This window comes from Nitrospirota bacterium, assembly GCA_016219645.1.
GTDB lineage: Bacteria > Nitrospirota > Nitrospiria > Nitrospirales > Nitrospiraceae > Palsa-1315.
Map to the genome: position 1 here is coordinate 58,507 of JACRLR010000018.1, position 21,317 is coordinate 79,823.

Sequence of the window (21,317 nt, forward strand, 5' to 3'; positions counted from 1 at the left end):
TCGTGAAGCACCGACCGGGTTTGCGAGATACGAGAGACGAGATAATATGAGCGAGAGCCTCATTCAAAAACGTGCCGATGTGCAAGGACTGAGCACGGCAATTCTCTTGCCGTCGACGAGTCTGTTCGGAGAGCCTGCTGGATCGCATGCCGATGAGGTGGGTCCGCTGACCAGCGTTGTCGGCATCGGCCTTTTTCAGCGAGCCGTGCTGACCATGCAGCGAGCCGGTATCAGACAGCTCATGGTGCTGGTCGGGCCGGAGGAGAATCAGCTCAGACAGGCGTTGAGCAAAGGACCACGTGTGACAGTTCCCGTGCGCTGGATGCCGATTCGCGAGTTTCCGCTGGATGATCCCCGTACGTGGGAATCGCTTGCTGCCGAAGTGCGGGGTTTCTGTCTTCTGTCCAGCGTGCAGGCTGTATTTGCGAGCCGCCTGATCGAGAGTCTGCGCCAGGAGGTGCAGGAGGGGCAGGCTCTTGTTGTGGCACGGGCGGACAGCGGGCGAGATCGACGGCCATGCCGTTCGGATTTACGTGTGAAGGTGCGGTCCGGTCGGCTTGTCTCGATCACGTCGCGACAAGATGATGCGACACTGGTGGTGACAGACCTCGTGGTGCTCCCGGCAAGTTTCATGAGTGTGGTCGGTCAAGTTGGTGTGGAAGCCGGCACGGTGCCGATTCGTCGATGGCTTGAACGTGCCGCGGTGGACGGATACGTGCGGGTGTTGTCTACGGAAACGAATCGGGCCCATTGGTATCAAGACGTGCGCGACGCTGCGGATGTGCAGGCTGCTGAGAAAAAGCTCTTCAATTCCCTCAAGGGCGAGTTCGAAGGGTTTGTCGACAGGTTTTTCAATCGGAAGGTGTCTCGCTGGTTCACACGTATATTTCTTGCCATAGGTTTCTCACCAAACGCCATCACGATCCTGGCGAGCTTGATTGGCCTGGTTGCGGCCGCCGGCTTCGGTGTCGGGACGTACAATGCCGGCATCGTTGCCGCGGTACTGTTTCAACTGGCGGCGATCATCGATTGCTGCGATGGTGAGCTGGCCAGACTGACCTTCACCGAGTCGCCCTTCGGCGCCTGGCTTGATATCGCGATGGACAACGTGGTGCACATGGCGATCTTTGCCGGCATTGCCGTGGGCTCATACGTGCACCTGGCTGGGAGCGATGGGGCTTGGGTTCCGCTCGCCCTTGGTGCGGCAGCAGTGATTGGGAACGGGCTTTCATATTGGCTTGTCACCCGCGCGCAGAAAATTAAGTCTACGAGCGGCTGGAAAACACCGGTGCAGGCTGCCTGGTCGGATTTCATGCTGAAAAATGTCGCGAGCCGAGACTTCTCCGTCATCGTGCTGATTTTTGCGGCGATCGGCAAGCTCGATTGGTTCCTCTGGGTGGCCGCGATCGGATCCGTGGTGTTCTCGATCATTATGCTCTGGGTGATCAGACCGTCCGCCACTACCCGTGCTTAAGATAGTCCTACTTTTTGTCGGCCTCATCACCCTCGGATTCCTCGTCTGGCATATCGGCCCCGGGCGTATCTACGATGCGGCATCACAACTCGGGCCGGTCGCACTCCTCGTCCTGCTGATTCCCTCCTGCATCATGTACGCCATCGATGCCTACGGGTGGAAAATCACGCTTGGCCCCTCGGCGAAGCATCTTCCCTTCTGGCGCGTGCTCGCGATAAGGACAGCCGGTGAAGTGGTGAACATGACCACGCCGACCGCCTACGTTGGGGGCGAACCGCTCAAGGCCTATCTGCTCACGAAACATCGAGTGCCGATGGTGGAAGGGCTTGCCTCGGTCGTCATTGCAAAAACGACGATGGCGATTGCCGAGGCGGTCTTCATCCTTCTGGGCATTGCGCTCGCGTTCTGGAGTATCGGTGCCGACGGCTCATCCGGGCAGACCATCGCAGCGGCGCTGGTCAGTGTCGGCCTGCTGGTGCTCGTCACCGCCGCCCTCGTGTTTGTGCAGCAGCAAGGGTTCTTTACATCGCTGTTGAAATTTGCACGGAAAATCGGGCTCAAGATTCATTACTTCGAAGTGCGTGAGAAGAAGCTCCTCTCGCTGGATCGAACGATTTTGGATTTTTACCGAGACAACCGCCTGACCTTTTGTTCTTCCATCGGACTGTTCTTTGCCGGTTGGCTGGCGGAGGCGGTTGAGGTCTACGTCATCATTTATTTGCTCGGTGGCCCGGCTATGGCGCTCTCCGCCATCGCCATCAGCGCCCTGTCCGTCTTCATCAAAAGCGGCACCTTCTTCATCCCCGGCAGTCTTGGCGCTCAAGACGGAGGCAATATGCTCTTGTTGAAAGCCTTTGGGTATTCCGATGTCACCGGCATCACCTTCGCGTTGCTTCGGCGGTTCCGCGAGTTGGTGTGGATCGGCGTGGGGTTGGTGTGCTTAACCCTCGCCGGTGGGATGGCAACGGTCATTCGAGAAAGTCGCGCCGACGATTTATGAAATCGTTCCTGACGGCAGTCATTGTCCGAGGGAATCAGACCGTCTTCCGTGACTCATGCTCAAGCTTGCCCTCATCTGTGCCGGCCTCTTCGCAATCGGGCTCATCGTCTGGCATGTCGGGCCCGAGCGCATCTACGATGCGGCGGCGCAACTCGGCCCGGGCGCCCTGATCGTCCTGTTGATTCCCTCCACCATCATGTACCTCATTGAAGCCTACGGATGGAAAGTCACGCTGGGGCCATCGGCCAAGAATATTCCCTTCTGGCGCGTGTTCGTGATCAAGACTGCCGGTGAAGTCGTCAATCTGACGACACCGGCCGGCTACATCGGCGGCGAGCCGGTCAAAGCCCATCTGCTCACGAGGCATCAGGTGCCCATGGTGGAGGGGCTTGCCTCGGTCGTGATCGCGAAAACGACGAAGACGGTCGCCGAAGTGCTCTTCATTCTCTTGGGCATCACGCTCGCGTTCTGGAGAACCGACAGCGACGGCTCACTGGAACAGACCGTCGTTGCGTCGCTGGTCAGTGTCGCAACGCTGCTCTTCGTGACCGCGTCGCTGGTGCTCGCGCAGCGGCGAGGATTCTTTACGTGGCTATTGCAATTTACCCGGAAAATCGGGCTCAAGATTGCTTTTCTCGAATCGCGTGAGGAAAAAATACGGTCACTGGATCGGATGATCTTGGACTACTACAGCCACAATCGGAAGGCTGTCTACTCATCGACCGGAGTCTTCTTTCTGAGTTGGCTGTCGGAAGCCTTCGAAGTGTACCTCATCATCTGGCTTCTGGGGGGGCCTGCGACGGCCCTCTCCGCCATCTCTATCAACGCCCTCTCTGTCTTCATCAAAGGAGGCAGTTTTTTCATCCCCGGCAGTCTTGGCGCCCAAGACATCGGGAACTTTCTCCTGCTGAAGGACTTCGGTTATTCGGACGTCGCCAGCATGACCTTTGCCTTGGTGAGACGATATCGAGAGGTGGTCTGGATCGTGATCGGGTTAGTCTGTCTCGCGACGTTACGTGGGCGAGCAGCGGTTATTCAGGAGAGCCGCACACCCGACTCAGGAATTGGTTCCTGACCCTTAACCGGAGGCTCGCCCGATTTAACTGGATGCCGGCAACCACATTTATGGTATGCTTCTTGACAATGCTCTGCGTGATGAGGCCTTCCCCCACAACCCATGCTTAAAATTTCCCTCCTTTTTATGGGGCTTCTGACCCTCGGGCTCATCGTCTGGCATGTCGGCCCAGGGCGCATTTACGACGTGACGGCGCAGCTCGGGCCGGTGGCGCTCCTTGTCATGCTGATTCCATCCGTCATCATGTACGTGGTCGAGGCATATGGATGGAAAGTGACGCTGGGTCCCTCGGCCAAGCACATTCCGTTTTGGCGCGTGCTCGCGATCCGGACAGCGGGGGAAGTTGTGAACATGACCACGCCGGCGGGCTACTCCGGGGGTGAGCCGCTCAAGGCCCATCTGTTGAAGAAACGCAACGTACCGATGGTAGACGGGGTCACCTCGGTCGTCATTGCGAAAACGACGATGACAGTTGCCGAAGTGTTGTTCATCCTCCTCGGCATCGGACTGGGGATGTGGCTGTTAGGCGGGAACGATTCATCCGGCCAGACCCTGGCCGCCGCACTTTTCAGCGTCGGCCTGCTGGCCTTCGGGACTGCTGCGTTTGTCTTTGTGCAGCGGCAAGGACTCTTTACCTGGTCATTGCAGTTTCTACGGAAGGTCGGACTGAAGATTCGTTATCTCGAAGCGCGCGAGGAAAAATTACGCTCGCTGGATCGGACGATCTTAGATTTTTACCGCCATCACCGCCCGGTCTTTTATGCGTCCACCGGGTTATTCTTTCTCGGTTGGATGGCGGAAGCATTGGAAGTGTACGTCATCATCTATTTTCTCGGCGGTCCCGCCCTGGCCCTGTCCGCCATTTCGATCGGCGCCCTCTCGGTCTTCATCAAGGGAGGCACCTTCTTCATCCCAGGCAGCCTGGGTGCCCAGGACGGCGGGAATTTGTTCTTGCTGAACGCCTTCGGTTACTCCGACGTCGCCGGCATCACCTTCGCGCTACTGAGGCGATTTCGTGAACTTGCCTGGATCGGAATCGGGCTCCTCTGTCTCGCGCTGCTGCGCGGGCATATCGCGAAAATTCCAGAAATCCGCACCCTCGATCCAGAAGTTGGCCCCTAATATCTGATCTCTTTTCCCATCCTCTGTTCGAGAAGGGAGGCGGGGGCGGCCTGGTTGATCTCTCACTGCGCGCGTCCGACGAAATACCGGTGCTCCTTCGAAGCTTGCTCGTTGTTCCTTTAGGGAGGGCACCCCTTGTCGGTCCGACTGCGGCCGTCGAGCGAGGCCCTTCTTAGGGCGCGCGCTCCGGGAGCAACGGACCGACAGGGGTGTCCTCCCGTTCGTTTGTGCTAGGATGCCTGCATGTCGGCGCTTAAGCTGCTCCTTTGGGCCTTTCTTGCCATCCTCGGTGCCGTCGCCCTCGCCTTTGTTACTGGCCTTATAAATCCCCACGAAAAGGTCAACGGCCTCTGGCTGGTCGTGGCGGCGGCCTGCATCTATGTGCTGGCTTTTCGCTTCTATGGCCGGTGGATTGCGAAGAGTGTAACCGAACTGAATGATCAGCGCGTCACCCCGGCTGTCCGGTTGAATGACGGAGTCAACTTTCATCCCACCAACAAGTACGTCCTCTTCGGTCATCACTTTGCGGCGATTGCCGGTGCTGGGCCGTTACTGGGGCCTGTGTTAGCGGCGCAGTTCGGATTCTTGCCTGGTTTTCTCTGGCTCGTGATCGGTGCGGTGTTGGCTGGGGCGGTGCAGGACTTCATCGTTCTCGTTGCCTCGATGCGGCGAAATGGCCGCTCGCTACCTGAAATTGCGAGGGATGAACTGGGCCTTGTCACAGGTACTGCGACGGCGGTGGCGGTCCTCTTCATCGTGATCGTGGCGCTGGCAGGGCTGGGCTTTGCCGTCGTGAATGCGCTCTATCTCAATGCCTGGGGTACCTTCACGATTGCGATGACGATTCCTATCGGTCTCTTCATGGGTTTCTATCTTCAAAGGTTCCGGCCAGGACAGGTGGCGGAAGTCTCCCTGCTTGGTGTGGTGCTGCTGATTGCGGTTGTGATCTTTGGACGAGTGGTGGCGCAGTCTTCAATTGCAGGCTGGTTCGAGCTCGAGCGAACGACGCTGGTCTGGGGACTGGCCGGCTATGGGTTTCTCGCATCCGTGTTGCCGGGCTGGATGCTTCTGGTGCCGCGCGGATATCTCTCAACCTTCATGAAGCTCGGCGTGGTGGCATTGCTGGGGGTGGGGGTGATTCTCATAGCGCCGACGATCGAGATGCCGCGCGTGACGATATTTGCCAGCGGAGGCGGACCGATCATTCCCGGGACGCTCTTTCCCTTCCTCTTTATCACCATTGCCTGCGGAGCCATCTCTGGCTTTCATTCGCTGGTCTCTTCCGGTACGACGCCGAAGATGATTGAACAGGAATCCCAAGCCACGGTCGGCTATGGGGCGATGTTATTGGAGAGCTTTGTCGGCGTGATGGCGCTCATTGCAGCTTCTGTGCTTATTCCCGGCGATTATCTGGCGATCAACACCATGCTCTCACCCGAGACTCTGGCTGCAATGGGGTTTCCTGTCTCGCGGATTCAGGAGCTTTCACGTCTTGTCGAGGTGGAGGTGACGGGCCGGCCAGGCGGGGCCGTGTCTCTGGCGGTCGGCATGGCGGCGATTTTTTCTGCGCTCCCTGGTATGGCTGGCCTGATGGCCTACTGGTATCAATTTGCGCTGGTGTTCGAAGCCCTGTTCATTTTGACGACGATCGACACTGGCACACGCGTGGGGCGCTATCTTATCCAGGAGCTGGGTGGACGTGTGTATGCTCCGTTGAGGCGGATGAATTGGTGGCCTGGTGTGGCAGTGAGCAGCGGACTCATCGTTGGAGCCTGGGGCTATCTCATCGGGACCGGCAGTATCTCGACGCTCTGGCCGATGTTCGGTGCAGCGAATCAGTTGCTTGGCACGTTGGCCCTCTGTATCGGAACGACGGTGCTTATCAAGATGTGGAAGGCGCAGTATCTCTGGATCACGCTGTTGCCAATGCTGTTTGTCGGGACCATCACCTTGATGGGGTCTTACGAAATGTTCGGCTTATTCGTGACCAAGGCCTCGTCCCTTGCCGACAGCGGCCAGGCCGTTGCTTTGTATTTGGATGCGGGGCTGGTGGCGGTGGTGGCCTTGCTCGCGGTGATCGTCTTGGGCGATAGTATCAGACAGTGGTATGGCTATCTTGTCTTGAAGCGGCCTTTCACCAGCAGCGAAGTGGTGGTGATGGCCGGTGGGAGTTCGCCAGGAAGATTGCAGATGACGATTTGTCAGGATGAGGAGCAGCGGGTGCAGTTGCCCGGGGGAGGGTGCTGCTAGGGGGGGGGGAAGAGATGGAGCCTGATGATCTTCTGTGCTCGCGCAACGCGCGGCCTCCGAAGGCCCTCGCGCGGGCTCATGGCACGTCCCGGGAAATCGATTGCGAAGCAATCGGAGGGTAGGGCGGGTGAAAAATATCTGCCAGTGGGCGGGCGGGTGAGAAAGCTGCGCGCAGTGGGAGATCGAGCAGGCCACTCCTTGAGATATCGAAGAGAGTTTCTTGAGAACATAAATGGTTGAAGTGATGAGAGGAGGGGATCGTGGCGGAGCAGTTTTCATTTGATGCCGTTTCAGAAGTGAACATGCAAGAGATGAAGAATGTCGTCGATCAGGCGACGAAGGAGATCAAGCAGCGGTTCGACTTCAAAGACTCGAAGACGGAGATTACGTTGAAGGAGAAGGAAAAGGAGCTGGTTCTGGTGTCCGACGACGAATATAAACTCAATGCGGTGAACGATATCATCAAAACCAAGTGCGTAAAGCGCGGGGTCTCACTAAAGGCGTTTACCTATGGGAATATAGAGCCGGCGCTGAGCGGGACGGTGCGTCAGGTGGCGAAGATTCAAAACGGGATCGCGGTGGACAAGGCGAAAGAGGTGGCGAAGGCCATCAAGGAGTCCAAGTTGAAAGTGCAGGCACAGATTCAGGGCGAGCAAGTTCGAGTGCTGAGCAAGAGCAAGGATGAACTCCAGGCGGCTATGGCGTTTCTCAGGGGCAAAGATTTTGGGATTGATCTTCAGTTCACCAATTACCGCTAATGCGGGATGGTGAAAAATGCCGCCAGCGTTGTTCTCGCATCGTTCAGGCCCTCAACGTACCGCAAGGGTACGCCTCGGGTCTTCACTCGCTGCGGTCTCGCTGAACGACATTTTTGACCATCCCGTAAGATCTCGTCTTGTGCATGGCTAGAATTCTTTTTCTCGCTCTTCTGCTGGCACTATCCATTACAGGATGTGATCGCAGCGATCCTATCGTCGTGATTCAGCTCCATCCGAAGAATCCCGACATCATCTACGTCGCGACGAACGACTACATCTACAAGACGCGTGATGGAGGCCAGACTTGGGCCAATCTGTCACATGGGATGAGTCACTCGCGGGTGATTTCGATGGCGATTGATCCGGCCTATCCCGCCACGGTCTATGCCGGTACGAAAGGCGATGCGGTGTACAAGAGTTACGATGGAGGGCAGCGTTGGGTTTCACAACGAACTGGACTGGACGATGTGACGATCTCTTCCGTGGTCAACCAGTTTCTCTTCGATCCGACGGACAACACTCATTTGTTCGTTGCGACAACGATGGGCATATTTGAAACGAAGAATGCCGGAGACAGTTGGACGAAGCGAATGGACGGTATGAAAGAAGTGCTGATGGTGATGACGCTCGGGCTGGACCCCACGAGGCCATCGATTCTCTATGCGGGCACGAGCGGCGGTGTCTATAAATCGCTCGATCAAGCCGGTCGTTGGGAGAAAGTGAACAGCGGACTCGTGGATCCTGCCATCATTAAATCATCGCGTGCGTTAAACGTCACAGCGATTCTGGTCGATCCCTATGAAGCAGACACGGTTTATGCCTCGACGCTCGAAGGGCTCTATAAGTCAACGGATGCGGCGGCGTCGTGGGTGCGCATCGGCCAGTCGCTGCAGGATCAAATGGTGTTTTCGATGGTCTTGGATCGGACGAGAAGGGGCGTGATCTACTTGGGTGGGCGAGAAGGCATCCACCGGAGCGAAGATGGCGGGAGCACATGGACCGCACTGAATAGGGGGTTGGCAACTCTGAACGTGCGTTCCCTGGCGCAGAGCCTCATTGATCCGCAGATCTTTTACCTGGGGACGAACGGGAGCGGCTTGTATAAGAGTCGGAATAGGGGAGAGGAGTGGGAACCGGTCCCCACCGTTCTGCCTGGCTAGATGAGGTTATTGTTGTGGGCCGGAGTTTTGTTGCTGGATGGTCGAACCGACTGACGACGACCCGAACGACGAGCCAACGCTCGACTCCTCGAGGCTTGAGCCGACGCTAGAGCCACCAAAGCTCGACCCTATCGTCGAATCCGATAGACTTGATCCCACTGTAGAACGCTGCAGCGAAGAGCCAACCGCCGAAGATGATTCGTGGTTCAAGGTGGACTGGCCGATCGAAGGGCCCGCACGGCCTGTGGCACCGATCCCAAACCCTGCCGGGCCTGAACCGCCGATATCGTGGCTATTTTTCGATGACGTGCCTATGTTTTGGCCGGACACGCCTTCTGCACCGATCGCGTTGCCGGTTTTCGGGGTTTTCCCAATGTTCGGCCCTGCGGCTGGTGCCGTGCCAATACTTGTGCCGGTCTTTGGTCCTGTTGGGAGCTCCGGCGCACGGATGTCCCTCTCAATCGATTCTTCCATGTCACGTATCGCGCGCGTCTCCCGACCCGAGTGTTCAAAGCTCCCTGAGTCACGAGCCTTGGTCGAGGTGTTGATGCGTTCGAGCGTCGCGCGCAGCTTCTTCAGATCAGCGCGGGCTTTGGCGACAGTCGGGATCATTTCCCGGAGCATGATGCCGCGTGAGGCCATCGAATGATTCGACAGATTGGCTTGGGCGGATTTGAGGAGATCTCCAACCTCGTCTCCCATGTCTTCGATCTGTTGAAGTTCAAAAAGGTCGGTTTTGCAGCAACCGAGGAAGTGACGATACTTGGTCAGGAAAGACGATACGTCGCTCTGCAGATTTTCGACCTTGAAGTCATGTACCGGTTTGTTTCTCGTGGATGTTCCCCCTTCTTGTTCTGTTGTGTTGATTTCTTCCTTTTCAACAATTGGCAGGCACCCTGGTCCTTGCTTTGCCGAATACTGCCGATCAGGTTTCTGATCGGGGCACCAATAGAGAGGTGATGCCGCTGACGCCGCTTTGACTGTTATACCGTTGAACGTAAAGGTGCCCCCCCCAATCACAACAATCAGGCAGAGCGTTCTCACGGTTATGAATGATCGCATCAGATCATTCTCAATCCGACTCGAATTCTTGTCAATAAAACTCTCAACTTCGTAGGCTTGAGGACTCTTCAGTGGCCATGAGCCAATGGCTATGCTCCTGCCAATTTCTCACCGGACATGTATTCACGTGGCGATTAAGGGAAATGATAGGGCTCACTGTGTTGCCCAAGAGGTGATGGAGCTTCACTAGCGTGGCCTGGCGGAGCGAACACCACACGGCGAGAGCTTGATTGTTAGGCGTCACCATCCTGCCTGATGCACTCCGGTGACCTAAGCAGTATGAGCGAAATCCCGACATACCGACGATTTTCCCACACCCCTCCAGATGGCGCACACGTTTCCCTCGTCAAAAACCAGAGAGTCTTAGACTTCATAAGTCCATGTATTTCCTGTTGACAAGTCTTTTTTGCGGTGTATACTGCCTGCGCTGGTGGGAGAAAGTGGGTGAATCTGGCCGTAAATGATTTATGGAGGCTCCGCGACATATTCCGGTTATGGCGGATGAGGTCCTGTTTTGGCTAGTTCATGAAGGTGCCCGAATCTATCTTGATTGTACCGTGGGATACAGTGGGCATGCTGAAAAACTTCTTGAAGCGACTGGTCCAGACAGCAGGCTTATAGGGCTTGATCGTGATGCAGCAGCCATAGCAGCGAGTCGAGACAGGCTCGCGCGATTTGGGGACCGTGTGCGCCTTCTCCATGGTCACTTCATGGGTCTGAAGCAGCATCTTGCTGCCAGTGGTATTGGGCGAGTCGATGGAATCTTGTTTGATCTTGGGGTCTCGTCCGCGCAGCTGGAAGAGCCCACTCGCGGATTTAGCTTTCAGGGGGATAGCCCGTTGGACATGCGTATGGATCAATCGATGAGCGGGACCGCAGCTGACCTGGTCAATCGATGGCCGGAGGCACAGTTGGCCGACACGATTTTCCAATTCGGCGAAGAACGGTTTTCTAGGCGGATTGCTCGTGCCATTGTTCATGCGCGTGAACGCCATCCCTTGGCCACGACGAAAGAGTTGGTCTCCGTGATTGAAGGGGCGGTTCCGGCCAATTATCGGCATGGCCGTATCCACTGTGCGACGAGAACGTTCCAAGCCTTTCGCATTGCAGTGAATCAAGAGCTAGACTGTCTGGAGCCGGCCTTGCGTGATGCGGTTGACGTGTTGTCTCCCGGCGGCCGCCTCTGCGTGATTTCATTCCATTCGCTCGAAGATCGGATTGTCAAACACACGTTCCGGGCGCTCTCCGGGAAGAACGATCCCGCACTGTGGGTGCTCACCAAGAAGCCTCAGGTTCCCACCGGAGAAGAGTCGAACCGGAATCCTCGATCCCGCAGTGCCAAATTGCGGGCCGCTCAACGGATATCCAGGGAGGGTCAGTTATGAAGACATTGACCATTGTGGCTGGTGTGGTGTTGGTCTTCGTGTTTGTGTGGGAACGTGTCGATGTCGTTCGGGTGGGTTATCACATCGAACGGTTGAAGGGCCAGAAAGTATTGCTGGAGCGAGAGCGGGATCAGTTGCAAGTGAAATTTTCCGCGCTGACGGCTCCAGAGCGAATTGCGAAGGTGGCGACAGACAAGTTCGGGCTGATTCCGCCGATGCAGGGTCAAGTACTGATGGTCCATGAACCGGGTGAGGCGCCGAGCGCACCACTCCTACCTGCGGAGCAGGTCCGTGTGGCGAGACATATCTCAAGCGGGAGGGCTGGCGAGTGACTTCCGGCCCTTCTCGCGGTCGCCGCTACGTCATGTTGCTCCTACTCCTCTGTGGGTTCGGGATTATTTTATTTCGACTGGTCACGCTCCAAGTGCTTCAAGCTGCGGAACTCACGGCGCGAGCTGATCGCCAACATCAAAAGACTGTGTCCTTCGAAGGGGCCAGAGGCACAGTGTCGGATCGGCATGGCAAGGTGCTCGCGATGAATGTGGAGGTGCCGTCTGTGTTTGGCATCCCGGCGTCGCTTGAGAGCCCGTCGGTCATTGCCCGTACGCTATCGCCGGTGCTCAATATTCGAAGCACTGAGCTCGAAAGAAAGCTCCGGCAAGACAAGAGCTTCGTATGGTTGGCGCGAAAGGTCGAGCCTGAACAAGGTCGCCAGCTTGGACAATTGTCGTTGAACGGCATCGGTGTGGTGATGGAGGGCCGGCGGTTTTATCCCAAAGGTCCGTTGCTGGCCCATGTCCTCGGATTTTCCGGTATGGATGGCCAAGGGCTTGAGGGGCTCGAGCGCCGGTACGACTCGCATCTGCTTGGAGAAAAGCGCGTCACCGTGTTGCAGCGCGATGCATTAGGCCGAACGGTTTTCCCTAAAGGTTTGACGGAGCAAGTGCCCGCACCCGGACATTCCCTGACGCTCACCGTGGACGAGGTCATTCAATACATTGCAGAAAAAGAACTCGAGGAGGCCGTCACTCAGTCCCGCGCAAAGTCCGGGACTGTCATCGTCATGGAGCCACAATCGGGAGCGATTCTTGCGCTCGCCATCAGCCCGAGATTCGATCCAAATGTCGTCGCTGCGTTAACACCTGATCGGTGGCGCAATCGCGCGCTCACGGATACGTACGAGCCTGGGTCGACCATGAAAATCGTGGTTGCGGCTGCGGCGCTCGAGGAAAAAGTGATGACGCCAGACTCCTTGGTATTCGGTGAAAACGGCCGCATGGTGATCGCGAACACGACCATTCACGACCATGAAAAACAGGGATGGATGACATTCTCCGAAGTGATCCAAAAATCCAGCAACATCGGCACAGCCAAAGCCGGAATGGCTCTTGGAGAGCTGCGGCTCTATCGCTACCTCCAAGCATTCGGATTCGGCCAACGCACCGAGGTCGATTTGCCGGGTGAAGTACAGGGACTTTTGAAGGCTCCCAAAGACTGGGGACGCCGGTCGCTGGCATCCATTTCGATGGGGCAGGAAGTCGGGGTGACACCTCTCCAAATGGTGTCGGCAGTCGCGACCCTCGCCAACGGCGGCGTGATGATGAAGCCCTATGTGGTGTCCGAGATTCGCGATGAGAAAGGGCGCTTGCTCAAGGAAGTTCTCCCGCAAGTAAAACGGCGTGTCGTGTCACCGGACACGGCCAGGATGATGACGACGATGTTGGAGGGTGTCGTCACGAATGGGACTGGGGCGAAGGGGGCTATTCCAGGATTTCGCGTGGCGGGCAAAACCGGGACCGCGCAAAAGATCGATCCGCGAACCGGAGCCTATTCATCCACGCAGTTCGTCGGGTCATTTGTCGGGTTTGTGCCGGCAGAGGCTCCGCGTTTGGCGATGATCGTGATTCTTGATGAACCTCAAGGAGAGGCTTGGGGTGGGACCGTGGCAGCACCCGTCTTTAGGCGTGTTGGGGAGCAGGTGCTCAATTACCTCGGTGTGTCGAGAGAAGACACTGTGAAAATCGCACTGGCAATGAAGGACTAAAGGCGGCCATGGCGCACGATCCCGTCACGATCAAGCAATTGCTCGCCGCACTCCGTGGGCACGTCGAGATTTTGGAGCAGCGAGGCGATGCGAGCGGTCTAGTCCATGCCATTACAGACGATTCGAGAGCCGTGACGAGGGGGAGCCTATTTGTTGCGGTCAAGGGTGAGCGTGTCGATGGCCATGGATTTATCGACCAGGCGATCAAGGCGGGAGCGGTTGGGGTGATTGCCCAGTCGTCTGTGCCTTCGGGGGCATTGCCCTTTGTGCAGGTGGCTGATTCGCGCAAAGCGCTCGGGCTTCTCGGCAGCCGATTTCATGGAAATCCATCTGCCCGTCTCAAGATGATTGGCGTCACCGGCACGAATGGGAAGACGACGACAACCTATCTCTGTAAAGCGTTATTGGAAGGGGTCGGCCAGCGGGTGGGGTTGATCGGCACAGTGGGGTACCAGATCGGACAGGAATCACTTCCGGCTTCTCACACAACGCCCGGCGCACTGGATCTTCAAGAACTCTTGTCAAGGATGGTCGAAAGCGGACTCACTGCCGCGGTGATGGAAGTGTCGTCCCATGCCCTTGCGTTAGACCGGACCTCCGGCTGCGAGTACGACCTGGCGGTGTTCACGAACCTCACGCAGGATCATCTAGACTTTCATCATACGATGGATGAGTACTTTGAAGCGAAGTTGCGCCTGTTTACCGGATTGGCCGGGGGACAGAAGGCTGGGAAACGTGCATTCGTCAATATGGACGATCCGCGTGGGAGTGCGGTTCTGGCAGCCTGTTCTGTGCCAGTCTGGAGGTATGCCATTCAGAACCGAGCCGATCTCCGGGCAGAACGAGTGCGCCTGTCGCTTGCCGGGACCACTTTCTCTGCTGCGACTCCCGCGGGCACGTTTACCGTCGAGAGCCGATTGGTCGGAGAGCACAACATCTACAACTTGCTGGGGGCGATTGGCGTGGCACTGCAGGAAGGGGCGACGCCCGATCAGATCTGCGAAGCGACCGCCCATATCACCAATGTCCCTGGTCGCTTCGAGCGGGTGTCTTCCGGGCAAAATTTTACCGTCGTCGTCGATTATGCCCATACAGAAGATGCACTCCTCAGATTGTTGACGGCGGCCCACACGTTGAAGGCCGGTCGGATCATTACTGTCTTCGGCTGTGGAGGTGACCGGGATCGAGGGAAGCGGCCCAAGATGGGTCGCGCCGCCGTGGAATACAGCGATGTGGTGGTCTTGACTTCCGATAATCCTCGAACCGAGGACCCCATGGCAATTCTGCGTGAGGTAGAGGTTGGCGTGCGGGATGCGTTAGCACGGCGAGGCCATGTGCAGTATCACTTGGTACCGGACCGGCGTGAAGCGATCGGTGTTGCCATCCGCGAGGCGCACGCCGGCGATATGGTGCTCATTGCCGGAAAGGGTCATGAAGATTATCAAATTATCGGCACCAAGAAGTTTCATTTTGACGATCGCGAAGTGGCGCGCGAAGCGATTCAGCAATTGCGGGATTGTGCGTGAAAGCCCAAGCCACGGTCGGGATCGCACAGGATGAGGAATCGATGGGACTCTTTACAGTCGAGGAAATACGAGAAGTCATCAGCGTGAAAGTCCTCGCTGGACCGGACTCCTTCTCGGGGAAGCACCTGATCAGACAGATCAGTACTGATTCCAGGTCAGTTCGGCGCGGTGATCTATTTGTCGCGCTCAGAGGCGACCGTTACGACGGTCATGAGTTTGTGCCTGCCGCGCTTGCTCAGGGCGCAGCCGGAGCCATCGTTCACGATCAATACCGCCTTCCGCCTGGCTCTGCAGCGGTACGCAAGGTCGACAGGCAACCCGTGCCCTTTCTCTTCGGAGTGCGTGACCCCCTATTTGCTTACCAACAATTGGCGACCCATTATCGCAGTCGGTTCCATATCCCTATCATGGCAGTGACTGGGAGCAACGGCAAGACGACGACGAAAGATATGGTAGCGGCGGTGCTGGCCCAGCGGTGGCCGGTGTTGAAGACAGATGGGAATCTCAACAATCGGATCGGCGTACCGGCGACTCTTTTACGGCTCACGACTCGCCATCATGCGGCTGTCATTGAGATGGGGGTGGATCAGCAGGGGCAGACGACCAGACTCTGTGAGATTGTGAAGCCTACGATCGGGTTAATTACCAATATCGGCCCCGATCATCTCGAATTTTTTGGAAGTATGGAGGGGTCGGCACAGGCCAAGGCGGAACTGTTGGATATGCTTCCTGCCGATGGCACGGCGATTCTCAACGCCGACGATCACTACTTTGGCTACCTCGCTGCGCGTGCACAATGCCGTGTTCTGTCGTTCGGATTTTCGGAGATGGCTGATGTCCGAGCGAGCGAGGTCACGTTCGATGTTCGCCAGGGAACGGCCTTTCGCTTGCACCTCCCTGGGAAAAGCCGCCCCACCGCTATTCGAATCAAGGTCCATGGTACTCACAACGTCACCAACGCGCTCGCAGCCGCAGCAGTCGGCGCTGCGCTGGCCCTGTCCGGTTCGATGATCGCCCAAGGGCTAGGCCGATTCCGTCCTGCCGCGATGCGATCGCAGGTCGTGACCCATCATGGTGTCCATATCATCAATGATTGTTACAACGCCAACCCTGCTTCGATGAGGGCCGCGCTCCAATTGCTGGCCCAGTGGAGTCCCGCACGCGAACGGATTGCCGTGTTGGGAGACATGTTGGAGCTTGGCCCTGAAACCAGGCAGATGCACCGAGACGTTGGACAGTTTCTCGCTACGCAGGGGCTGTCGCGGTTGATCGTCTGCGGGACGCTGGGCCAGGATATCGCAGAGGGGGCCCGGAGGGGCGGTATGGCAGGTTCGCAGATCGACGAAGTAGTCGATGCAGCCGCCGCGGCTGATCACCTCAAGAAGCTTGTACGGCAAGGTGATGTCGTGTTGGTGAAAGCCTCTCGCGGATTGAAACTGGAACAGGTTGTACAGGTTCTGATGGGGATGAGGGCAGTCATCAAACGGGCCTCGTAAGGAGCGGAGCCATTTCCATGCAAAAGTCGGCCGGGCGGACAGGCTCATTGTTAAGGTAAAGGCGGCATGCTCTACAACTGGCTGTATCCATTTCATACGGACTATTCGTTTCTGAACGTCTTTCGGTATTTGAGCTTCCGCATAATCTATGCGGCGGTGACGGCGTTCTTGATCGCCTTTGTGCTGGCCCCACGGGTAATCAAGAAGTTGCAAAGCATGAAGCTGGGACAGCAGATTCGCGACGACGGTCCTAAGAGTCATTTGGCGAAGAGCGGCACGCCTACCATGGGTGGGATACTTATTCTCTTCGCTGTGGTCCTGTCGACGCTCCTCTGGGCAGACATCGCGAAGCCCTATGTCTGGCTCGTGCTTGCCGCCATGTTGGGGTTCGGAGCGATCGGATTTGCGGATGACTATCTCAAGTTCATCAAGGCTCAATCGAAGGGATTGTCGGCGGCGCAGAAATTTACGGCACAAGTGGCTCTGGCCTTGGCGATTGCGTTGGCCCTCTATTTCATGCCCGGCTATTCAACCAAGCTCAGCATCCCATTTTTCAAGAATTTCGTTCCCGATCTCGGCTGGTTCTATGTCGTCTTTGCCGTAGTGGTGATTGTCGGGAGTTCCAATGCCGTCAATCTGACCGATGGTCTCGATGGATTGGCGATCGGACCGGTCATGATCACGGCCCTGGCCTATACGATCGTGGCCTATGTTGTCGGTCATCGACTCATGTCGGACTATCTGCTCATTCAGCATATCGAAGGCGCTGGTGAGCTTGCGGTGTTCACCGCAGCCATCTTGGGAGCGAGTCTGGGATTTCTGTGGTTCAACACCTATCCGGCCTCCGTGTTCATGGGGGATGTCGGTTCGCTTCCCCTGGGAGCGGCGCTGGGCACGGTTGCAGTGATCAGCAAGCATGAGCTGCTTCTCCTGATGGTCGGTGGGGTATTTGTGATTGAAGCGGTCTCGGTCATTTTTCAGGTGCTCTCATTCAAATCGCGGGGGAAACGTATTTTTCTCATGGCACCCATCCACCATCACTTTGAGATGAAAGGATGGGAGGAGCCGAAGGTTGTCGTGCGTTTGTGGATTATCGCCATCTTATTAGCCTTGTTGAGCCTGAGTACCTTAAAGCTCCGGTGATCATATGGTGGGGGAAGCGGCTGTGGAACTCGCTGGAGCACGTGTCACGGTCATGGGACTTGCCAGGAGTGGCGTGTCGGCTTGCCGGTTGCTTCAGGCGGCGGGAGCACGTGTGACGGTGGCCGATCGGAAGGAATCGGGGGAACTGACGTCAGTCCTCGGGGCCATCGACCGTGATCATGTCAGTGTGAGCGTCGGGGCGGGTTACGAATCGTCGCTCGATGAAGCGGATCTGGTAGTAATCAGCCCCGGAATATCTTATCGGCTGGGCCCGATCGAAGCGGTGCGTCGGCGTGGCGTGAAGGTGATCAGCGAATTGGAGTTGGCCTCGCAGTTCCTCCGAAGCCCGCTCCTTGCTGTTACGGGTACCAATGGCAAGAGCACAACCGTGACTTTGATCGGAAAGTTTCTCGCAGAGAGCGGTCAGCGGGCCTTTGTCGGCGGCAATTTGGGTATTGCCTTGAGCGATGCGGCGGTAGAAGACCTTTACGCCAGCCAGTCAGGGAAGCCGAGCCCGTATGACTATCTTGTCGTGGAGGTCTCCAGTTTTCAGCTCGAGACGATCGACCGGTTCCATCCCTGGATTGCTTCCTTGCTCAACGTGACGGTCGATCACCAGGACCGGTATGAGTCGCTGGATGAATACGTCGCGGCGAAACAGCGGATCTTCGAGAATCAAACCGCGTCCGACTTCGCCCTGTTCAACCTTGACGATGAGCGGGTGGCCGCACTGCGGCAGCGTGTCCGCGCAAAGCACCTCGGGTTTGCGATTGCGTCGAAGATCGGGGCTGATCTATCGGGAGGAACCTACCTCGAAGGCGACCGGATCGTGACGACGGTGACCGGTATACGGCAGGAGATTTGTCGTCGAAGCGAGATTCGTCTCATCGGCAATCACAACGTGGGCAATGTCATGGCGGCCACGACCTATGCCGTGCTGTGTGGATGTCCTCTGGACGCGATTCGTCGAGTGCTCACGACGTTTCCTGGGCTCGAACATGCCCTTGAGATTGTCCGTGAACGTCGAGGAGTTCGGTTCGTCAACGATTCGAAGGGCACGAATGTCGATGCCACGCTCAAAGCGCTGGAGAGTATCGATCAACCGATCTGGCTCATTGCCGGTGGACGGGATAAAGGTGGTGACTTTTCTCGACTTACCTGGGCGATCAGCCGACGGGTGACGCGCGTGATTCTGATAGGAGAAGCGGCACCGCTGCTGCGACTGGCTTGGGCGGGTGCCGCCACGATAACTGATGCAGCTACCTTGCGGGACGCTGTGGATCTTGCAGCGCAGGAAGCATCACCGGGTGACGTCGTGTTGTTGTCTCCAGCCTGTGCCAGTTTCGACATGTTTGCGGACTATCAAGACCGTGGTCGGCAATTCAAGGCATTGGTCCATGCCTTGCCGGCGTGACGTGCAAGGCGAGGGAGGGGTGGCTCTGAGCAATGGCGAATCGATCAGCCGGGACTCTGGCGCTTCCATGGTCACAGACCAATCAACGATCGGGCAAGCAGCGCGTAGCGTCGGACCATACTCTGCTTGTGGTCACCATGATCCTGGCGTTGGTCGGACTCGTCATGGTGTTCAGCGCGAGCGCGATTGTGGCAGGCAACCGGTTCCAGGATTCCGGGTTTTTTCTGAAGCGGCAGATCGCCTGGCTCGCATTCGGCCTTGTGTTGATGCAGCTTGCGTCACGCATCGATTACACGTTGTGGAAGAAGCTCTCCATTCCGATGCTGGCATGCATGTTGCTCCTTCTCGTCTTGGTGCTGGTGCCATCGCTTGGTGTGTCAGCGAAGGGGGCGAGGCGATGGTTGCGGTTAGGGCCTCTTTCGGTTCAACCGGCGGAGATGGTCAAGCTCGTGGCGGTCATCTTCATGGCAGCGTATCTGACCAGAAAAGGAGACAAGATTACATTGTTTCGCAACGGCCTTCTGCCGGCCCTGATCGTGATCGGCCTGCTGAGCGGGCTGGTCTTGCTCGAACCGGATTTGGGGACGGTCCTGGTGCTGGGACTGGTGACGGTCGGCATGTGTTTTCTCGCCGGGGCACGGATCTCCCATCTCTTGGCCATAGGCCTCTGCGCCATTCCGATCGTGCTTGTGCTGGTCCTTGGTTCGAGTTATCGACGCCAACGGCTCATGACCTTTCTGGCTCCATGGAAAGATGCGTCGGATGCCGGCTTCCAAATCACGCAATCCTTCTTGGCCTTCGGCAGCGGCGGTCCGTTCGGAGTGGGCTTGGGAGAGGGCAAACAAAAGCTCTACTTTCTTCCGGAGGCGCATACAGACTTTGTGCTGGCGCTGGTCGGCGAAGAACTGGGGTTCATCGGAACCGCCGTTGTGACTCTGCTGTTTGCATTTTTTGTGTGGCGGGGGTTTCAGATCGCTGCGCGTGCCCGGGTGCCGTTCGGCCGTTATCTGGGCATGGGCATTACTCTATTGATCGGAGGCCAGGCGTTGGTGAACGCGGCGGTCGTGACAGGGCTGTTGCCGACCAAAGGGCTCACCCTGCCCTTCGTCAGCTACGGAGGGTCGTCATTGGTGGTCAGTCTGACGGGAGTGGGTATTCTGCTCAGTATCTCCCGCGACCGGCATGCCGGTGGGCCTCGGGGTGGACGTGGTGGGTCGGATCACGAATGATGATCGTCATTGCAGCAGGAGGAACTGGTGGCCATCTCTATCCGGCTGTGGCCTTGGCGCGAGAATTTCTCCGGCGCGACCCCACGACAACGGTCCTCTTCGTGGGGACCGCTCGCGGGCTTGAATCGAATGTGCTCAACCACGAGGGATTCGACCTGGCCTTGATCAGCGCCAAGCCGGTAATGGGCAAGGGGCTGTGGGGGGTAGTGGCAGGCTTGTGCGCTCTGCCGGTGAGCTTAGGGCAGTGTCTACGGATACTGAAGGTGAGACGGGCGGATCTAGTCATCGGGGTTGGCGGGTACACAAGTCCCATGATGATTCTTGCTGCCGCATTGAAAGGGGTGGTGCGCGTGATTCTTGAACCCAATGCGAATCCTGGCATGGCCAACAAAGCGGTAGGTCCGCTTGCGCATCGGGTTTTTCTCGCGTTCGAGTCGGCGGCTGACTCGTTCAATCCTTCGAAGGTGCGTGTAGTAGGGACCCCGATTCGTAAGGCGTTCCTTGAGGGTGATTACCGGGGCCGTGAGAAATCGAGGCCGCTTCATCTTTTGGTTTTCGGCGGGAGTCAGGGAGCGAAGGCGGTGAATACGGCGGTGATGGAAGCGTTGTCCGAACTGATGGCGCAGCTGCCACAGCTCACAGTCACTCATCAGACCGGCGAGTCGGATCATGCGCGGGTGGCTGAGGCCTATCGTCTCGCCGGCGTCGAGTCACGGGTTGAGGCCGTGCGATTCCTCTACGATATGCCCGCGTCGTTGCGGGAGGCGGATCTGGTCATCGCGAGAGCCGGAGCCATGACAGTGGCCGAGCTCACAGCCTGTGGAAAGCCGGCCATCCTGATTCCTCTGCCGTCGGCTATCTATGACCACCAGACGAAAAATGCCAGGGTGATGGAGGCGGCAGGGGGGGCCGTGCTGCTCCCGCAATCTACGCTCACAGGGTCCGTGTTGGCTCGCACAGTGGCAGGCCTTCTCGGGGATCCGGAGCGATTGCGAGGCATGGGAGAGGCCAGTCTGTCGATGAGACGAATAGATGCGGCCGAGGCGATCGTTCGCGAATGTTACCTACTCATGGGGGGGCATCATGATGTCAACCACTCTGTTGGAGCGGAAGGGATCCGATGAAATTGGGCAACGCAGACAGGATTCACAATCACATCCCCTGGTCGGTGGAGTAAGG

Annotated in this window: 17 protein-coding genes; 16 read left to right on the forward strand and 1 reads right to left on the reverse strand. The window is 57.4% G+C overall.

Annotated features, from left to right (window positions below; genetic code table 11):
- The first annotated feature begins 46 nt into the window (after nt 1–46).
- The 7 genes from HZB34_07025 to HZB34_07055 all read left to right on the forward strand — a co-directional run bounded on the left by HZB34_07025 (nt 47) and on the right by HZB34_07055 (nt 8,839).
- On the forward strand, nt 47–1,474 hold the full coding sequence (locus HZB34_07025; protein MBI5315706.1) for a CDP-alcohol phosphatidyltransferase family protein: 1,428 nt from the start codon (nt 47–49) through the stop codon (nt 1,472–1,474).
- On the forward strand, nt 1,467–2,474 hold the full coding sequence (locus HZB34_07030) for a flippase-like domain-containing protein (protein ID MBI5315707.1): 1,008 nt from the start codon (nt 1,467–1,469) through the stop codon (nt 2,472–2,474). The genes HZB34_07025 and HZB34_07030 overlap by 8 nt, the downstream gene beginning before the upstream one ends.
- Before the next feature lie 55 nt (nt 2,475–2,529).
- Nucleotides 2,530–3,549, forward strand: coding sequence for a flippase-like domain-containing protein (locus HZB34_07035; GenBank protein ID MBI5315708.1), 1,020 nt, complete (start codon nt 2,530–2,532; stop codon nt 3,547–3,549).
- A 102-nt stretch (nt 3,550–3,651) separates the two neighbouring features.
- A complete protein-coding gene (locus HZB34_07040) occupies nt 3,652–4,671 on the forward strand; it encodes a flippase-like domain-containing protein (protein ID MBI5315709.1) in 1,020 nt (339 codons plus the stop codon).
- Nucleotides 4,672–4,914: 243 nt separating this feature from the next.
- Nucleotides 4,915–6,921 carry a carbon starvation protein A gene (locus HZB34_07045; protein MBI5315710.1) on the forward strand — a complete coding sequence of 669 codons (2,007 nt, stop codon included), beginning with the start codon at nt 4,915–4,917 and terminating at the stop codon, nt 6,919–6,921.
- Between the two features lie 260 nt (nt 6,922–7,181).
- On the forward strand, nt 7,182–7,679 hold the full coding sequence (locus tag HZB34_07050; protein ID MBI5315711.1) for a YajQ family cyclic di-GMP-binding protein: 498 nt from the start codon (nt 7,182–7,184) through the stop codon (nt 7,677–7,679).
- Between the two features lie 143 nt (nt 7,680–7,822).
- Nucleotides 7,823–8,839 carry a hypothetical protein gene (locus HZB34_07055; GenBank protein ID MBI5315712.1) on the forward strand — a complete coding sequence of 339 codons (1,017 nt, stop codon included), beginning with the start codon at nt 7,823–7,825 and terminating at the stop codon, nt 8,837–8,839.
- A 6-nt stretch (nt 8,840–8,845) separates the two neighbouring features.
- Here the strand turns inward: HZB34_07055 and HZB34_07060 are convergent, their stop codons facing one another.
- Nucleotides 8,846–9,901, reverse strand: coding sequence for a hypothetical protein (locus tag HZB34_07060; protein MBI5315713.1), 1,056 nt, complete (start codon nt 9,899–9,901; stop codon nt 8,846–8,848).
- A 467-nt stretch (nt 9,902–10,368) separates the two neighbouring features.
- On the opposite strand from HZB34_07060, the gene rsmH reads away from it, so the two are divergent.
- From rsmH to murG, 9 genes are all read left to right on the forward strand, one after another.
- Nucleotides 10,369–11,286 (forward strand): 16S rRNA (cytosine(1402)-N(4))-methyltransferase RsmH, encoded by a 918-nt coding sequence (gene rsmH, locus HZB34_07065; protein MBI5315714.1) that lies wholly within the window; start codon nt 10,369–10,371, stop codon nt 11,284–11,286.
- Nucleotides 11,283–11,618 carry a cell division protein FtsL gene (locus HZB34_07070; GenBank protein ID MBI5315715.1) on the forward strand — a complete coding sequence of 112 codons (336 nt, stop codon included), beginning with the start codon at nt 11,283–11,285 and terminating at the stop codon, nt 11,616–11,618. Before rsmH ends, HZB34_07070 begins: the two co-directional genes overlap by 4 nt.
- A complete protein-coding gene (locus HZB34_07075; GenBank protein MBI5315716.1) occupies nt 11,615–13,330 on the forward strand; it encodes a penicillin-binding protein 2 in 1,716 nt (571 codons plus the stop codon). The genes HZB34_07070 and HZB34_07075 overlap by 4 nt, the downstream gene beginning before the upstream one ends.
- Nucleotides 13,331–13,338: 8 nt before the next feature.
- A complete protein-coding gene (locus HZB34_07080) occupies nt 13,339–14,856 on the forward strand; it encodes a UDP-N-acetylmuramoyl-L-alanyl-D-glutamate--2,6-diaminopimelate ligase (protein ID MBI5315717.1) in 1,518 nt (505 codons plus the stop codon).
- Nucleotides 14,853–16,352: a UDP-N-acetylmuramoyl-tripeptide--D-alanyl-D-alanine ligase gene (gene murF, locus HZB34_07085; protein MBI5315718.1), complete on the forward strand. Its 1,500-nt coding sequence runs from the start codon at nt 14,853–14,855 to the stop codon at nt 16,350–16,352. The genes HZB34_07080 and murF overlap by 4 nt, the downstream gene beginning before the upstream one ends.
- A 66-nt stretch (nt 16,353–16,418) precedes the next feature.
- Nucleotides 16,419–17,495: a phospho-N-acetylmuramoyl-pentapeptide-transferase gene (locus HZB34_07090; GenBank protein ID MBI5315719.1), complete on the forward strand. Its 1,077-nt coding sequence runs from the start codon at nt 16,419–16,421 to the stop codon at nt 17,493–17,495.
- 4 nt (nt 17,496–17,499) lie between these two features.
- On the forward strand, nt 17,500–18,909 hold the full coding sequence (gene murD, locus HZB34_07095) for a UDP-N-acetylmuramoyl-L-alanine--D-glutamate ligase (protein MBI5315720.1): 1,410 nt from the start codon (nt 17,500–17,502) through the stop codon (nt 18,907–18,909).
- Nucleotides 18,910–18,941: 32 nt separating this feature from the next.
- A complete protein-coding gene (gene ftsW, locus HZB34_07100) occupies nt 18,942–20,138 on the forward strand; it encodes a putative lipid II flippase FtsW (protein ID MBI5315721.1) in 1,197 nt (398 codons plus the stop codon).
- Nucleotides 20,135–21,262 (forward strand): undecaprenyldiphospho-muramoylpentapeptide beta-N-acetylglucosaminyltransferase, encoded by a 1,128-nt coding sequence (gene murG, locus HZB34_07105; protein ID MBI5315722.1) that lies wholly within the window; start codon nt 20,135–20,137, stop codon nt 21,260–21,262. Before ftsW ends, murG begins: the two co-directional genes overlap by 4 nt.
- The last annotated feature ends 55 nt before the right edge of the window (nt 21,263–21,317 follow it).

Coding starts and splice junctions, on each gene's coding strand:
- HZB34_07025 (MBI5315706.1), top strand. CDS start 47: ATGAGCGAGAGCCTCATTCAAAAACGTGCCGATGTGCAAGGACTGAGC.
- HZB34_07035 (MBI5315708.1), top strand. CDS start 2,530: ATGCTCAAGCTTGCCCTCATCTGTGCCGGCCTCTTCGCAATCGGGCTC.
- HZB34_07040 (MBI5315709.1), top strand. CDS start 3,652: ATGCTTAAAATTTCCCTCCTTTTTATGGGGCTTCTGACCCTCGGGCTC.
- HZB34_07045 (MBI5315710.1), top strand. CDS start 4,915: ATGTCGGCGCTTAAGCTGCTCCTTTGGGCCTTTCTTGCCATCCTCGGT.
- HZB34_07055 (MBI5315712.1), top strand. CDS start 7,823: ATGGCTAGAATTCTTTTTCTCGCTCTTCTGCTGGCACTATCCATTACA.
- HZB34_07060 (MBI5315713.1), bottom strand. CDS start 9,901: ATGCGATCATTCATAACCGTGAGAACGCTCTGCCTGATTGTTGTGATT.
- rsmH (MBI5315714.1), top strand. CDS start 10,369: ATGGAGGCTCCGCGACATATTCCGGTTATGGCGGATGAGGTCCTGTTT.
- HZB34_07070 (MBI5315715.1), top strand. CDS start 11,283: ATGAAGACATTGACCATTGTGGCTGGTGTGGTGTTGGTCTTCGTGTTT.
- HZB34_07080 (MBI5315717.1), top strand. CDS start 13,339: ATGGCGCACGATCCCGTCACGATCAAGCAATTGCTCGCCGCACTCCGT.
- HZB34_07090 (MBI5315719.1), top strand. CDS start 16,419: ATGCTCTACAACTGGCTGTATCCATTTCATACGGACTATTCGTTTCTG.
- murD (MBI5315720.1), top strand. CDS start 17,500: ATGGTGGGGGAAGCGGCTGTGGAACTCGCTGGAGCACGTGTCACGGTC.
- ftsW (MBI5315721.1), top strand. CDS start 18,942: ATGGCGAATCGATCAGCCGGGACTCTGGCGCTTCCATGGTCACAGACC.
- murG (MBI5315722.1), top strand. CDS start 20,135: ATGATGATCGTCATTGCAGCAGGAGGAACTGGTGGCCATCTCTATCCG.